At 47.1% G+C, this 15727-nt stretch carries 11 protein-coding genes; 2 read left to right on the top strand and 9 right to left on the bottom strand.

The annotated features are described in order from the left end of the window. Positions 1-33 precede the first annotated feature (33 nt). Entirely contained in the window at positions 34-378 is a 345-nt protein-coding gene (locus LX69_RS08140) for a type II toxin-antitoxin system RelE/ParE family toxin (protein WP_111445336.1), read from the top strand. Further along, positions 375-656, top strand: a complete 282-nt coding sequence (locus tag LX69_RS08135; RefSeq protein WP_111445335.1) for a helix-turn-helix domain-containing protein — start codon at positions 375-377, stop codon at positions 654-656. Before LX69_RS08140 ends, LX69_RS08135 begins: the two co-directional genes overlap by 4 nt. Positions 657-1105: 449 nt before the next feature. On the opposite strand, the gene LX69_RS08130 is transcribed toward LX69_RS08135, so the two are convergent. The 9 genes from LX69_RS08130 to LX69_RS08090 form a co-directional block, all read right to left on the bottom strand. Next, positions 1106-2407 (bottom strand): glycoside hydrolase 5 family protein, encoded by a 1302-nt coding sequence (locus tag LX69_RS08130; protein ID WP_111445334.1) that lies wholly within the window; start codon positions 2405-2407, stop codon positions 1106-1108. A gap of 244 nt (positions 2408-2651) precedes the next feature. Further along, positions 2652-4073 (bottom strand): MFS transporter, encoded by a 1422-nt coding sequence (locus LX69_RS08125; RefSeq protein WP_111445333.1) that lies wholly within the window; start codon positions 4071-4073, stop codon positions 2652-2654. Between the two features lie 147 nt (positions 4074-4220). Continuing rightward, complete coding sequence (locus LX69_RS08120) at positions 4221-5420, bottom strand: AGE family epimerase/isomerase (RefSeq protein WP_111445332.1); 1200 nt, start codon at positions 5418-5420, stop codon at positions 4221-4223. Positions 5421-5971: 551 nt separating this feature from the next. Then, on the bottom strand, positions 5972-7156 hold the full coding sequence (locus LX69_RS08115; RefSeq protein WP_111445331.1) for a glycoside hydrolase family 130 protein: 1185 nt from the start codon (positions 7154-7156) through the stop codon (positions 5972-5974). Positions 7157-7608: 452 nt separating this feature from the next. After that, positions 7609-8700, bottom strand: coding sequence for a glycoside hydrolase family 26 protein (locus tag LX69_RS08110; RefSeq protein ID WP_245934972.1), 1092 nt, complete (start codon positions 8698-8700; stop codon positions 7609-7611). A 70-nt stretch (positions 8701-8770) separates the two neighbouring features. Continuing rightward, positions 8771-10189: a glycosyl hydrolase gene (locus tag LX69_RS08105; RefSeq protein WP_111445330.1), complete on the bottom strand. Its 1419-nt coding sequence runs from the start codon at positions 10187-10189 to the stop codon at positions 8771-8773. Between the two features lie 77 nt (positions 10190-10266). Continuing rightward, a complete protein-coding gene (locus tag LX69_RS08100; protein ID WP_146260684.1) occupies positions 10267-12537 on the bottom strand; it encodes a hypothetical protein in 2271 nt (756 codons plus the stop codon). 20 nt (positions 12538-12557) lie between these two features. Continuing rightward, entirely contained in the window at positions 12558-13895 is a 1338-nt protein-coding gene (locus tag LX69_RS08095) for a glycan-binding surface protein (protein WP_146260683.1), read from the bottom strand. 30 nt (positions 13896-13925) lie between these two features. Continuing rightward, entirely contained in the window at positions 13926-15647 is a 1722-nt protein-coding gene (locus tag LX69_RS08090) for a RagB/SusD family nutrient uptake outer membrane protein (protein WP_111445327.1), read from the bottom strand. Positions 15648-15727: the final 80 nt, after the last annotated feature.

The following is a 15727-nucleotide window of genomic DNA, read 5'->3' as shown; positions in this document are numbered from 1 at the left end:
TGATTTAGGTAACGAATTCATTACCTTTGTTTCATGAGGGAAATTGTCATTACTGAGAAATGCTTGGATTTCATAGATAGTCAAGAAAAAAGAGTCTCTGATAAATTCTTTCAACTCATTGAAATCATTGGAGAACAAAAAATTGTCCATACGAATTTCATTAAAAAGCTGATTCATTCAACATTTTATGAATTAAGGATTAAAGCTGGAAACGAATATCGAGTTATAATATTTGCAATTGACCACTTGAATTTTGCTGAATGTACAAAGGCTGTTTGTTTAAATGGTTTTATAAAAAAGTCGAATAAAGACTATCATAAAGCCATGAAGGAAGCAGAGAAAATTTTAGAGGAATACCTAAAAAACAAGGAGATATGAAAACAATAAAAGCAAAGGACTTATTAGCAGAACGCTATGGCAAAGAAGGTTCGGAAAGTAGAGAGAAGTTCCGAGAAGAAGCTTATTCTTACTATTTCGGAGAGATTATTCGAGACAGACGAAAAGAATTAAATATAAGTCAGGAACAATTAGCTCAGGCGGTTGGAAAAAAGCGCCCATACATTTCACGGATTGAAAATGGAGAAGATGTAAAAATTTCGAACCTACTATTAGTTGCAAACGCTTTAAATTTAACGATTCAACTCACAGCCAAATAACAACAAAATGACACTTGCAACTAAAGTCATTTCTCATATTTTTTCATCATGTCTTAATGAGATCTTAGCTCAACGCGATTAACTTGCTCCATACACTTTTCACAGATTCCAAACACGCAATGGCAATCCGTCCCAAAATTCGCCTTTGACCTCTTTGCATAAAATTATTCTGATTGCATTTAGAATTGCAACATCCTCCACCTTGTCGATCAAACTGTGAAGATCCGATTTTAGCCCTATCGAATTCATCACTTTTTCTATTTTTATTCTACACAAAGTTAACGTCTAACCCCTCAATCGTTTGTTAAATATCGCACTCAATACCCTAAACCCCCCTCCACACTCCCTCCACAAATAAAAAAGCGGGCACCCTCACGAGCACCCGCCAACACAAAAAATTCAAAACCTACAATCCATCATCTCCAATCAACGCAGGAGATGCATCGCAATTACTTCATGATTTGTTTCATGCGCTCGGCATGCGCCTTCACAAGTCCCATGGATGAATCGGTGTCGAACACCGAGTAGAGGCCTTGCTCCTCCTGCGGGGGATCGCCCATCAGGTCGTCGCCATCGCTCCAGAAGGGGTTTTCGTCACCGGCGGCACGTCCAATACCGGCAAACGCCCAAAAGTTACTGCCCGCCAGCACGTCGCCACGCTTGGCGTGGTCTTCTACCAGGTTAAAGGCATTCTGAAAATATTTATCACGCGCCGTGGTGGCATCCTCCAGGTCGAAACGATATGAATCGCGGGGCAAACCAAACTCTTCAAACACGGCCGGCTTATTCAGTTCGCGAGCCACGGCCAGGTGACGGTCAATGTACGCATTGGTGAGCACAATGGCCGTATCAACCATCTGGGGAATGCTGTCCACCTTGAGCCAGCCCCAGTTTTTAGGCCAGATATGGAAGGTGAGATAGTCGATGTTTTTATCGGCATGGATGCGCTTAAACAGGTCAATGTCCGTTTCGCAGCCATGGCTACCCTCGGTGCCAGTGGTCACCAGCTGATGAGGAGCCAACGACTTGATGAGGGCGGCAGTTTCGGCAATCCATTTGGCCAAATCCTCTTTTTTGTCCTCACTCAGGGCACGAGGCTCATTGGCCACCTCCCAGGTCATCACCGTGGGATCGTCGGTGTATTTCACGCCAGAGTAAGCATTGGTACGCCCCAGAATGAAACGCACATGGTTATTGAACTGCTCCTTACAAGCGTCGCAAGTGAGGAACTGCGAGGCATAAGCCATGAACTGCGGCCAGGTGTTGGGCGCAATCTGCGGATAAGGAATGTCACCGCCGCCATTCCAGTTGACGTACTGCGAGTAACCACCACTCCACTCCCAAGTGTTGTGCAAAAACAAGATGGCATGCATCTGGCGCTTGCTCAACTCGTTCATAAAAAAGTCGAGGCCATCCAAAATGGTGTCATTGTACACGCCGGGGGCAATTTGCAGGGCTGGTGTCACCCGGTAAGGCTGATTGTCAGGCCCCTCGGCACCGACCAACACACGCAGGTTGGTAATGCCATGGTTCTTCATCATATCCAGTTCCTTGATCAGGCGATCGCGATTGCCACCCCGACCGGTCGATCCTAAAATGGCACCGTACCAATAGTTGGCGCCCACGAAATAATGCGGTTTGCCGTTAATGGTGAATTGGTGCCCCTGCACCTTCACAAAAGGCCTCTCCATGGGCACCTGCTGACAGGAGATGACCATCAAAGCCACTAAAAAAAGAGTGATGATTCTCATATGTATTGTTTTTACAGTATCAAGATTTAAGTATCAAGTATCAATGTCGTTTAGTTAGTGACAATCGAATAAAAGACAAGAAGAATTTTAGACATCAGATAGATTAGACTGTGAAGACGAAGAAAACAGATCTAAATATCTTTCCTTATCTTATCATCTGTCTCATAGTCTTGCATCTTCTTCTCTTAACTTAACGACATTGTATCAAGTATCAAGACACTTATCGTGTAGAAATGAAGAAAAATTACAAAGCTTTTACCTCATCGCTTCCCTCGGCCTTACGGCGTTCATTGAGCTCGTTGGTGATTTGTTCCATGTATTGATCAGACAAGCGATAGGTGAAGACAAATGCCGCCGACAACAAGGCTCCAACAGCAGGGAAGATACTCAACATCATGCGAATGCCCGACAAAGCGGTCTCGCTCTGAACGGCGTTAGCCTTAAATCCGTAAATGGCCAACAACCACCCGGTAAGGGCACCTCCCAGCGTCCATCCCATTTTTTGCGACATCGACGACGACGAAAAGATGAGTCCCGTGGCTCGACGCCCGGTCTTCCACTCCGAATAGTCGGCAATATCGGCGTACATCGACCACAACAACGGGAAGATGATACCGGCACAGATGCTAATGAAGAATTGAAGCACAAAAATCATCGTCAGGTCGTTGCTGCCCATCCAAAAAAACATCACGCTCAACACGGTGGCCACCAACATGGCGCCCAGGAAGGTGTTTTTCTTACCCACTCTATCGGAAACCGGTTTGGCCAGCACCACGCCCACAATGTTGGCAGCCTGCCCCAACACCAGATAAAGGGTACTGAACCCGATGGTAATTGAGGTAAATGGCAACACAAAGGCGCTCTGCGTTTGAATGTAATACTTAAAGTAATAAATGGCAGCTCCGTCACGAATCGAGTTAAAGATGAGCGACGACACCCCGGCTCCCAACAGGATGAACCAAGGCTTGTTGACTGCCAGGTCGGCCAAATCTTTCTTGAGCGATGTCTTTTGCCCCTTGGGCGGCGACACCCGCTCACGCGTCCACATAAAAGTGAGGATAAACAGGGTGGCCGCAATCACGGCAAAAAGTGCTGTGGTCAGCTCCCAACCTTTCTGCGGGTTCACGATGCCCGAAGTGGTTTGACTAAACACACCCACCAACGGCTCGGCCAGTGCCAGCACCAAAATACTTCCCGCAAAGGCAAACACAAAACGGAACGACGCCAAGGTGGTACGCTCCTTAAAATTGGAAGTCATCACCCCCATGAGCGATGCATAGGGCACGTTCACGGCGGTGTAAATCATCATCATCAGCGTGTAAGTGACATAAGCATAAATGAGTTTACCCGACGGCCCAAACGACGGCGTGGTAAACGTCAAAAAGCCAATGAGCCCAAACGGAATGGCCATCAGCAACAAATAGGGACGAAACTTGCCCCACCGCGAGTGGGTACGGTCGGCAATGATGCCCATCACCGGGTCGTTGGCCGCATCCCAAATGCGCGTAAACAGAAACATGCTGCCCACGGCTGCTGCCGAAATACCAAACACATCGGTATAGAAAAACAGCAGGTACATCGAAAACAGCTTCCAAAACATCGACGAGGCCGCATCGCCGAGGCCGTAGCCGATTTTCTCTTTTAGTTTTAATTTCTCGGTTGACATATCTTTTGGTTTTTTTGGTTTCGAGTTCACCCCCCTAATCCCCCAAAGGGGACTTAAGAAGGTTTCGGGTTACTAGTTTAGAGTTATGGGTTTCTGGGTGTAGTTCAACATGAAACTCGAAACGAGAAACCCATCACCCTTAACCAATCATCGCTTGGCATGCAATACTTCCATCACCTCCATCAGGGCGCGACTGTTGTGATAGGGACATTTCCAGAAACCGGCTTTATCTTCGGTGGTATAAGGCGCCCCGTCTTTGTTGACGCGCCAGAACCACTCACCGTTTTTGCGGTCGATGATGTATTTATCAATGAAACGCCAGCTCTTGTCGAGCATGCCCAGGTAATCAGCATTGCCGGTAATTTTCCAGGCCCAGGCCAGTCCCACCATGGCTTCGGCTTGTGGCCACCAGTGCTTGTCGGTGTCCAGGTGATTGTGATCGGTCTCCAGCTCATAAAAAATGGAGCCGTCGGTATCGCCTCCTTCATTCATGGTGACATCCACCATGCGGATGGCCATCTTCTCCACTTCGGCAGTCAACGCGTCATCGCCAAGCACATGCGCCGCTTCGGTGAGCAACCAGGCGCCTTCAATGTCATGACCATACGAAACAATTTGTGAGCGTACCTCCCAATCCATCCCAAAGAAAAGTTGGAAATGAGCCGTCTGGCTATCGATAATTTTGTCGAGGAAGATGCGGATCAGCGACCTCACCTGCTTTTTAAGACCGGCATCGTCCCACACGCGCAACAAGTTGGTGTAGGGCTCTAAAATGTGAAGATGCGTGTTCATCGACTTTGGCTCATTGGCATCCTTGGGGCTCAGGCGCATGTCCTCGAGAGGCGACCAGTCCTGTGCCAACGCCTCAATATACCCGCCATCTTTGGCATCGTAACTGTGCTTTTCGATAAGGCGGTACAACTCAATGGCCTTGTCGAGCGCCAACGTATTGCCCGATGCACGATAGTATTCCGAAAAACCATACACCCCAAATCCCTGGGCATAAATCTGTTTGCGCCCATTGAGCACTTTCCCGTTAGCATCAACCTCCCACACCAAACCACCATGCTGTTTGTCCCAAAAATGAAGCAACAGATAATTGAAGGCGTTTTCGGCCACCTGCAGATACTCGGCCTGACGAGTAAATCGGTAAGCGGCCGAAAAGGTCCACAATATCCGGGCATTGAGCACTGCTCCTTTTGAGGCTCCCGGCACCACATGGTTAAAATGGTCGATTTGACCCACGAAACCGCCATGTGCCACATCCAGCGTATTGTCGATCCAATACTTTAGAATGTTGTGCAGTTCGTTGTTTTGTTGCTGATAAAGCTGCTGAATATCAATCATGACGGGAGTATTTATGGGGTAAAACGTTTATTGGGCAACTTGAATGATACATCGACACAGTCGCTTGGCTGGCAAGAAAGGCACTGAACACAAAAAAGTGCAAGAGTACACAAGTGAAAAAGTACAAGAGTGCTTAAGATCTTGATACTTGTAGCAATGTCGTTAAGTTAAGCCCTGAAAGGGCGATAAGCAGTAGCGTGGGGCATCGCCCTACGATGAATGCAAACTCAATCTTAGAGCCCTGAAAGGGCGTAAGCTTACGCCCTTTCAGGGCTTGAGTTCATTGTCTACATTTAACAGGGCTTTGCCCTGCTCTATTGCCGGCGCCCCGTTGGGGCTTAACTAAACGACATTGATACTTGCATCTTGATACTTGCGTCTGAACACTTTATACTTGCGCCAAATCCCTCTCTTCAGAGATATGATTCAAATATGACATAAATATTTCAAACGAATGGCATCTGTAAAAAACACAGAGGCACCCATGCGACGATGTCGATGAGTGTCTCTGCAATTTTCTGACAATTCCACATTCATTAAAACACGTTGTATTATTTAGCCAGGTAAGCCTTGTTTTTATCCACCAGCTCATTAATGGTTTGCACCGAAGCGGCCGAACGCAATTTGTCCTGCGGTGAGTTGATGCAGTAATCCACCAGTTGATCAATGGTCGATGTGGCCACGTGCATGCGGGTGTCCGACGATGCGTAGTAAATAAACACTTTGCCATCTTCGTCACAAATCCAGCCGTTGGCAAAAGCCACGTTCGACACGTCACCCACGCGCTCATCGCCCAGGGGAGCGATAAAGTGACCATGTGGCTTGTGTGTCACCACCCAAGGCTTCTCGAGGTCGGTCATAAACATATACAAGGTATAACGCAAACCGGCAGCTGTATTGCGCACGCCGTGTGCCAACTGCAACCATCCTTTGTCGGTGCGAATGGGGGCAGGCCCCATGCCATTTTTCACCTCATAAATGGTGTGATAAGTCTTAGGATCGACAATCACCTCTTCCTTCACCACAGCCTTGGTGATGTCATCGGCAAAACCAAAACCGATACCGCCACCCTTACCGGTGTCGATAAAGCCATCTTGCGGACGAGTATAGAAAGCATATTTTCCATTGATCAGATGGGGAAACAACACCACGTTGCGTTGTTGTCCGGCGGTCGAAACCAGGTCGGGCAGGCGCTCCCAGTTGATGAGATCCTTGGTGCGGGCAATACCGGCGGCGGCCACGGCACTGCTGGTATCACCGGCAGGTGCGTTGGGATCCTTACGCTCGGTGCAGAACACGCCATAAATGTAACCATCATCATGTTTGGTCAGACGCATGTCGTACACGTTGGTATCGGGCTCCGATGTTTGAGGCAAGGTGATGGGACGCTCCCAAAAACGGAAGTTATCAATCCCATTAGGGCTTTCAGCGATGGCAAAGAACGACTTACGGTCGTTACCTTCTACACGCACGGCCAACAAGTACTTGCCGTTCCACTTCATGGCACCGGCATTAAAGGCGGCATTAAAGCCGATGCGCTCCATGAAATATGGGTTGGTAGTAGGGTTGAAATCAAATCGCCACTCCAGGGGCACATGGTTACGCGTCACAATTGGATTTTTGTAACGGTTGTACACACCATTAGTGCTGAACAATTTCTCGTTCTTGCGGGTGATCAATGCTTCATGCTCTTTTTCGATGAGCAGCTTACGCTCTGAAAACAAATCGCTTGACATCTTCTTAACTGTTTTTCTTGTTATTCTTTTTTTCTTCTTATTTGGCGTAGATGAGGACACGAAACCTGTCCCCGCAGATCGATTTGGTCAACGAGATATATGTGTGAATGATTGAATCGCAAGATGAAAGACATGAGATATAAGTCGCAAGAATCAAGACTCAAGTATCAACGTCGTTAAAAGATGAGAAGAGAAGAAGACGTAAGACAATGAGACAGATGATTGAGATGAGGAAAGATATTTAGATCTGTCGTCTTCACAGTCTAATCTATCTGTCTGAAATTCTTCTTGTCTTTTATTCAATTGTCAATCACTAAACGCCATTGTCAAAAGCATCAAGACTATAGCTCTCTCTCTTTTGCACTTCTGTCCTCTTTCACTTCTTCACTCTTGCACTTTTCCACTCTTACACTTTTACACTCTTGCACTTTTACACTTTTCCACTCATACACTTACTTCTTCACCATATTCCAGTCATTCAACAGCAACATCCATGGCTGCGCCAAAAACGCTTGGGCATCGGGTTCCGAGGCATGTCCGGGATAGGAAAAGAAGAAATGCACCCGCGGATCGTTGCGCCATAACAGCACGTGGCTGATTTGACTACGGATATCTTCAGGCTCAATGGCCTTCATCAACCGTTGTGTGTACCACACGGTGTCCTTCAGGTTCTCATTACCGGTTTCAGCAAAGGCTGATATTTTTTTCTTTTCGTTGGCCAGCTTTATCACCACGCGCAACTTGTCGCTCAGGCTCTCCACCCAACCGTCAGCGCCGTTAAAGTCGTACTCATCCATCCCCAACATATCCACGACGTCATCGCCGGGATAAAAGGTAAGAAACTCATCGGCTGTGGTAAAACCACCGTCGGGCGAATAGTGAATCACCAGATTGTTCAACCCTTTGGTCTGGCGCAAGTAATCGACCGTGAAACGGAACAACACCTTGTAGTCATCGGTTGAGCAATGATTGCGCCCCCACCAAAACCAGCTGCCTCCCATCTCGTGCCAGGGACGGAAAATCACGGGAATGAGTTTTCCACTATCGTCCTTAAGCGACCCAAAGAAGTCGGCCACCTTGTCGAGCTGTGCCTTAAATTGCTCATGGTGACTCCCTCCGGGAATGATGTGCTCCACCACACGTGTGTCGGTATTCCACGAGTTCACGTTGTTAATCACCGAGTAACTGTGCCAACTGTACGAGTTTATACCGCCCATGTTGTGGAACTTAATCGAAAGCATCCGCATGTCATCAAACGACACCGAGTCGAGGTTGCGGGCTTCGCCACGCTCAATTCCTCCCAGCTCCCATCCGCAAAGGGCAGGATAATCTCCGGCCACCGCTTTCACATCCGACGAGTCGGTGCGCATCCACCAATCCACACCGTAAGCCAGGTCGTCCTGGTGTCCAAACAGAACGCCTTTGCCCTTTAAATCATTGAGCTGGTCAATCAGTTTCTGAGACGGAGCATCCTCTTGCACAGGTGCACTACACGCTGCAAACATCAGCGAAATAAACGAGAAACAAACGTACTTTTTAATCATCTTTCTATCATTTTATAACAGCCGGGCAGATGAGCAGCGAACCAAAGACCTACCGGCCATATTTGATACATCATTTCAAACTGGGCATCTCATCAAGGGTGATCACATTGTCCATGGCAAAAGCATCGACCCACCAAGCCTTATCGGCATGCTCATGTGTGGTGAGCTCGAAATCGGCAGTACCGGGATTGAGGGTTCGTTTATAATCGTACCACGGCATAAAGAACGACCACTCGGCACCGGCAGCCCACTGGGCGGACATCTTGGCCACATTGCCGCACTCGCTCAGCGTCACCATTTTGGTGGGATAGGCATCCTGAATCGACGTAAACTGCGCAGCCAGATTGGTCAACGTGCTATTGTTGTAAATGTCACGACCCACAATATCCACATAGGCATCACCGGGATAAAAAGCATTGTCCTTGGTTTGCGTGGTCCACACCCAAATGAGATTATTGAGTCCCTGTGCCTTGAAGTAATCAAACATATAACGCCACAACTGCACATACGTTTCGGCACCATCATAACCCCACCAAAACCAGGCAGTCCCATTGTTGTACTCGTAAATATTCCCGGCGGCCTCGTGCAAGGGACGCCAAATCACCGGAATGTTCTTATTTTTGAGCAAAAACAGGTATCCGGCCATTTTTTCGAGATCGGCCTTCAATATTTTGTTCTCCCAGGTGCCGTCTTTCAAAGCATTGACGGCACGGAAGGTGGTTTCTTCGGGTTTATAGGTAAATTTATTAATATCAGCATGCCCCTCATAACGAGGAACAATCCAGTGCCATCCAGCACTAATCAAACCTTTTTGTCCCCACCAATTTTCAACTACGGCAGTTTGAGAATAATCAATCCAATTAGCAGGTGACGCAGGCAAATGACCGTAATCAAATGTTACCATCGCAGGAAATTTCCCGGTGTGTTGTTTCACCCACTCGGCCTCGTTAATATTCCAACTCACATTGGCCATTGTAGCCGAGATGATGTTTTTGCGATAGTTCTCCAACAGGAAGTTATATACGTTCACGGCCTCGGGAGAGGGGGAGGGGGTGACGAGGGAGGTTGAAATTACTTGATCAGGCTTAGGAACCGTTGAAAATGAAATTCGGTGTTCATCAGCGGGCACATTACCGTCATAGCTCATCACCGCCTCCTGTGATACAATGAGCTCATAGATCATTCCTTGTTCTAAAGAGATATTTTTGATGGTAATTTTTTCTCCATCCAAACTAAGATTGAGCGGATTCACTGGTTTATCATTCAAACGAAATGATGCAGCACTACTCCACTTGACTTTGCAGTTATAAGTCAGTTCAATCGTTGTTGTTGACACAGCCACATTGGTGGCTCCATTGGCAGGAGTGGACGAGACCAGTTGTGGTTTTATCCCCGGTTCATCCTCATCGGAAGAGGAACATGCTGTTATCTCGCAGAAACCGAGGGTCAGTATCAGTATACTGAACAACAAATTAACGAATCTTCTCATGATTATCTTTTAAATAGAGGGGGAGGTTGAATCCTCCCCCTTATTGATTTCAGAAATATCGCTGTACTGACCCCTGATTATTTCAGAGTAACTTTTTCGATTGTATAATTTTTACCAGAAACAATAAGACCAGTACTTTTCAGTTTGGTCAAAACATCAGCAGTAATTGGCAACGTAAAATCACCTTTTATATCAAAGTATTCTGTTCCTGATGCGATGGCAGGCCAACCATCAGAAGCAGTCTTTAAAGACCCCTGTGCATCGCTTGCAACACCAGATGTTACAACAGTTATCACTTGTCCGACTGTGGCAGAAGCAAAAACGGAAGCTTCGATCTGAGCAGACTTGTCCCAGCCACCAATTGTTACTGGCGTATCGTAAATAGTTTTTGCAGGAGAATAATCAGTAATCACAGAAACAGATGACACAATCACTCCGTCAGCATTAAACTTGATTTTACCATCCCACCATGCATTGCCATTTTCATCGTGGAAGCCAGAGAAGTCTACATCGACATAACCAGCCTTCAGTGCATCGGAGCTGAACACAATTGTATTCTTCTTGGCATCATCGGTAATCGCCCAATTAGGCCCCATGCCCCAATAGCCATCAATTACCTGCAGGTCGGAGTTTGCTTTTGCCACTCGGATGCGGATTTTAGAATTCGCAGGCAGCGGCACATCGATTGCAACAGGAAGATCGACCCCACCCCATCCATTGATTTCGAGAGGAGTGTCATATAGTACGGTTTCGACAAGGCCGGCACCGACAACCTTCACTTCGTAAGGCACTTCAGTACCACTCACAGAAACAAGCGTCATCGTTTGAGTACCTGTATTACGTCCCACATTAACAAAAAGAACATTGCCATTAAGGATATAACCAGTGCTATTGCCATTGAGCTTTACATCCTTCAGGTTCGCGCCGTTGACTACGGTACATTTGAGCAAGCTTCCAACTGTGGTTGTTTCTTCAGCAAATTCGGCTACAGCGCAAAAGGTGTAGGCACTAATGGTAAAGAAGATGTCAACTGCAACTATCTCCCCGTTGTCCATAATCATCGTAATCGGTGCTGTTTGGGCATCAAGTGGAACTTTCACTTTGAAACCTTTGTCAGTTGCAATCGCGGGGGCTTCTAGGTCTCCAAACTTAACAGTTTTCACGCGGCTGCCCAGAGTTGAAACAATACTGAGTTCATCAAGCGGAGTGGCATTAGATGGGAATGTTGCAACAGGCTTGGTAGTCTCAAAACCGGCAACACTCAACGTGTTACCATTGGCCAATGTCAGTGTAATCACACCGCTCTTCACTGCAGCCGTTACTTTGAGATTGATCTTACCTTCGGTGAGAGTCACAGCAGCCGCTTCGCCCCCGGTGAACGCAGCCTTGGTCACCAGATCAAGATCGGTACCACTGATGACAACTGTTTCGTCAATGCCATATGAAGGTTTCAAGTCTGCAATGGCTGCTGTAGGCTCAACAAGTTTAATTTCACCTGCTGGAATTACAATACCTGAATGTAAACCCAATACGACTTCGCCACTTAAAGCGTTGGCAGGGACAGCAACACTAATCGAAGTGATATCCTTGGTAGGATCAGCCTGAGCTACATTAACACCATCCGCATTTAGGAAATGAACTGTCTTAACAAGGCGTAGTAATGAACCGGTAATGCTGATGGTGCTGCCTGCTTTAACTTTCGTATCGGGCAACTTAATTTCAGTCGGTTTTGCCACAACAAGTTCTTCTTTGGCTGCAATCTGATTGATCAGCGTCTCGGTACCTTCAACAACGGTCATTGCCAAAAACACTCTGCCCGTCGATGCGTCAACCGGTACCACCACCTTAATCTCGTAGCGTGTCGGAGTCACTGCCACAGCTTCACCGGTGGCAAACATCACATGATCAATGTAATTGAGGTACGTTCCCTTTATGGTCAGCGTATCGCCCGCCTTCACATTGGCGGGCGAAAAGCCTTCAAACTTGATAGGCTCGGTAAAAGCGATGGCGCCAGTCTCGATGGTTTTGTCACCGTAAATCATTTTCACTTTACCGGGTACAGCAGCTTCGGGAACGAGGCATCGAATAGTGTAATTATCAACCACCTCAATATCAGCAACGGTTACATTTCCGGGAAAAACGATGGTCTCGATCTGATCAAGGCCACTCCCCTTAAACTGCATGTATCCGCCACGTGTCACCTGCAACTGAGCAGCATTCAACGAAACGCCACCTTTTATTTGGTTTGTGTCGGGGGCATCGCTGTCATCGCAAGCGACAAAAACGCTGCTGAACGCCACCAGCAGGCACGTCATCATCAGTGCCAAGGTTTTATTTATTCTTTTCATTTTAAGTTTTTTAAAAATCATTACTTAAATGGTACTGCACGTATGTTATCCACTTTGAATATCGGGGTGCATTCAACACCATTGATGCCACCGCCAACTACAAAAAGTGTGAAACTTGCAAAACTTTCGGCATTCAGAGAACCTGTGGCTGCTCCGCCATCCATTCCGTATTTAAAGTCGGCCAACGGCACGGTAACAGTCACCCACTGATTATTGGTATTAAACGAACCTGTAGATTCCCATGGACGATAGATTCCGCGTGGCAGCACATTGCTATTAAAGAAGGTGTTGTTGGCACCTGGGAATTTTTGTACAACATCTTTACCGAGGGTCACCAAGTCGGTACCGGCAAAGATCAGCTGCATACTGCCTGCCGACCACGAAGAGGTTGAAGGAATGTAGAGTTCAAACTTAAGAGCCATGTCTTCCCATTTAGAGAAGTCTACAAGGTCGGTCAGTTTCTTGTCAGTACCATTAAATTTTACTGGTATATAGGGATCATCTTGCCCCCAATCGCCACACCAATATTCGAACGCGAACTGGCTGTCGTTCCATCCACCAGTTGCACTCATGGTAGTGGAGCCGTTACCCAACTGTACAAAGTTGCCGGTAATGCTCGTGGCGTCACTCAGGATATCACGATTGTGCCAACCGTGGTTGGTAAGACCTGTTTTGCCATCAAAGTCAAACATAATGCCACGTTCGTCATTGAATTGGAACTTAGTAGAAGCTGTGGTACCGTAGGCCGATGTCACAGAAATTGAACCACTTTGGGTGCAACCTTCAGGAACGATGAAAGAGACACTTGTCTTCGACAGACTTTCAAATTCGGTCACCGTTTTGCCATCGGGCATGGTGATCACCAGAGGAGAAGTTTCGTACGAAAGCAGATAGTCACCAACAATGGTAGCAACCTGGCCAGGCTTAACGTATTCGCAAGCCATAGACGACAGCACCGGAGCCGGAATTTGAGCATAGAACGGAACCTTGGTGGTGTCTTTATCCGAGTTGATCAGATACATGGTATTGGTCAAATCGGTAGGCAAAGCGTTAGGAACCGAAACAAACAACGTGTTGTCGGTGATATAGCTGGTCGAGAGCACGGCCTTCACATCGTTGAAGTAGATTTCGGTGACGCTGCGCAAATTGTTACCGACAAGCACAATGCGTGTCCCAAGAAATGCAGAAGTCAGCAGTGAGTCAGGACGCTCAGGGGTGCGAATATAGATGACCTCAGGGGTACCACCTGCTGTCTCATATTTGTCCGGTTCGTCCTCGCACGACGACAACACCAATGCTGATATTGCCACTGCACCAAGCATGAACCAACGACTGATATATTTTGATATAACTTTCATTGCTATATTGATTTACTATTGTGTGCTACATTAATATTTGTACTGTGTCACATCCACATCTATAGGATCCTCTAACAAGTGCTTATTGAGCGCAAGATCAGTATCGGGGAAAGGCAGTGTGAACGAGCTTGAAGTCACGTTGGGAGCTGCAATGCCAGTGTCGTAACTTGCGTTTGATGCATCAAGATTTCCGCTTTCCCAATACACTTTGTAGGCATCGTTAAGGCCGAAAAACGCATTTCTCTTTTGGCTAGTCAGCTCGCTGATGGCTGTCGCCTGATCGTAGTAGCTCAGGCGCACAAAATCATACCAACGATCGCCTTCGCAGGCCAATTCCAGTCGACGTTCTTTCCAAACATCTTCCCATGTTACAGATGTGGGTTTGGTATAACCAGAGCGAGCGCGGTGGCGTACGGCATAAAAAGCATCAATGGCGCTCTGATTGGTGGTAGAACCGTTGTTGCCAATCATTGCTTCGACATAGATAAGGTACACATCTGAAAGACGAAGAATATGAGTGGCAAGACTGGTAGCCATACGAGCCATGCTATGTCCGATACCAGCCACATGGTCGGCATTGTCACCCACCAGATGCTTCACACAGTTGGCACCCGTTGGAGACTGATATGTCTGCGGGCCAATTTTGCCACCCTTTGTTTCTTTGCTGAAACAAAAGTCGAGAACATCAAATCCGCCTAAGTCAGTCCAAAAATATTCGTACACATCACCCGCCATCATCAGGGTTGCCTTGCGGCGACTGTCAATATTCTGACGTGTAGGCGATGTGGGGTCTTCGTCGAAGGCCTCAATCAGGTCAACGGACGGACCGCCGTACCCACCCCAGCTTATATATTCATCAAAACCCGTCATTGCCAAGTCGGACTGAAAAGAGTTTTGGGCAGTCCAGATACCACCTTCAGCTGTCCATCGCCATGCAATCAGACTTTCGGGGCAGGTGTTATTGGCAAGGCGAAAGATGTCCGCATAGTTTGGCATCAGTTCGCGACCGCTGTTGTCGATGACGTCTTTGGCATATTCAGCAGCTTTTTTCAAGTCGGCTTCGTTGCGAGTGCCACTCATTCCCAAACCGCTTTTTGCCAAATACACTTTGGCCAGCAAACCTTCGGCGCAATATTTGTCGATGCGACCGGCTGCAGCGCTTTCGGGCAGCCATGCGATGGCCTGTTCCAAAGTTTGAACAATGTAAGCATAGACGTCTTCTACTTTAGCTTTATAGACATCGTTGTAGGTGTTGCTTGCCATCATTTCCGAGTTCTCGTGAATAATGGGCACAGCACCAAACGAACGAACAAGGAAGAAATATGTCATGGCTTTCCAGGTCAATGCTTCGCCTTTCACAGCGTTGCGCACGGTCTCGGTCGTTGCCGAACCTGCTTTCTCATTCACGTTCTTTATCAATGTATTGCAATACGCATTCACCGACCATAGCGAAGCCGACATAGTTGCCAAATCTGCATCGCTTGAGTTAACAGTCAATGTCAGGTATGGCGAGCTGCCCATGTAATAGTTGCCGGACATCACTTCACCCACCTTGATGAAGCCTCGTTGAAAGTCGTACCAAGGTGAGCTGTAGAGTTGATTAGCTGTTTGATACAGCTGTTCATCGTTCTGATAGAAGTTATCTACGTTGTAGCTGTCTTCATTCGGACGATCCAGAAAGTCGTCGCATGCAGTCAGTGAGAAACTCACAGCTGCTACAGCTATCGCATTTAATATATTTCTGTATTTCATATGCTTACTTTTACTTTTCATTGGCCATATGGAACTCGCCAAATTCATCCATCTGAAAGAGACAGGCTTACTTGTTTGTT

The sequence above is a fragment of the Breznakibacter xylanolyticus genome (assembly GCF_003254275.1).
Lineage (GTDB): Bacteria > Bacteroidota > Bacteroidia > Bacteroidales > Marinilabiliaceae > Breznakibacter > Breznakibacter xylanolyticus.
The sequence above is the reverse complement of the archived record's forward strand: the minus strand, read 5'-3'. Positions and strand labels throughout refer to the sequence as shown.

What these genes read in the sequence shown, in the direction of transcription:
- LX69_RS08140 (WP_111445336.1), top strand. Translation starts at nt 34, where the DNA reads ATGAGGGAAATTGTCATTACTGAGAAATGCTTGGATTTCATAGATAGT.
- LX69_RS08135 (WP_111445335.1), top strand. Translation starts at nt 375, where the DNA reads ATGAAAACAATAAAAGCAAAGGACTTATTAGCAGAACGCTATGGCAAA.
- LX69_RS08130 (WP_111445334.1), bottom strand. Translation starts at nt 2,407, where the DNA reads ATGAGAATCATCACTCTTTTTTTAGTGGCTTTGATGGTCATCTCCTGT.
- LX69_RS08125 (WP_111445333.1), bottom strand. Translation starts at nt 4,073, where the DNA reads ATGTCAACCGAGAAATTAAAACTAAAAGAGAAAATCGGCTACGGCCTC.
- LX69_RS08120 (WP_111445332.1), bottom strand. Translation starts at nt 5,420, where the DNA reads ATGATTGATATTCAGCAGCTTTATCAGCAACAAAACAACGAACTGCAC.
- LX69_RS08115 (WP_111445331.1), bottom strand. Translation starts at nt 7,156, where the DNA reads ATGTCAAGCGATTTGTTTTCAGAGCGTAAGCTGCTCATCGAAAAAGAG.
- LX69_RS08110 (WP_245934972.1), bottom strand. Translation starts at nt 8,700, where the DNA reads ATGATTAAAAAGTACGTTTGTTTCTCGTTTATTTCGCTGATGTTTGCA.
- LX69_RS08105 (WP_111445330.1), bottom strand. Translation starts at nt 10,189, where the DNA reads ATGAGAAGATTCGTTAATTTGTTGTTCAGTATACTGATACTGACCCTC.
- LX69_RS08100 (WP_146260684.1), bottom strand. Translation starts at nt 12,537, where the DNA reads ATGAAAAGAATAAATAAAACCTTGGCACTGATGATGACGTGCCTGCTG.
- LX69_RS08095 (WP_146260683.1), bottom strand. Translation starts at nt 13,895, where the DNA reads ATGAAAGTTATATCAAAATATATCAGTCGTTGGTTCATGCTTGGTGCA.
- LX69_RS08090 (WP_111445327.1), bottom strand. Translation starts at nt 15,647, where the DNA reads ATGAAATACAGAAATATATTAAATGCGATAGCTGTAGCAGCTGTGAGT.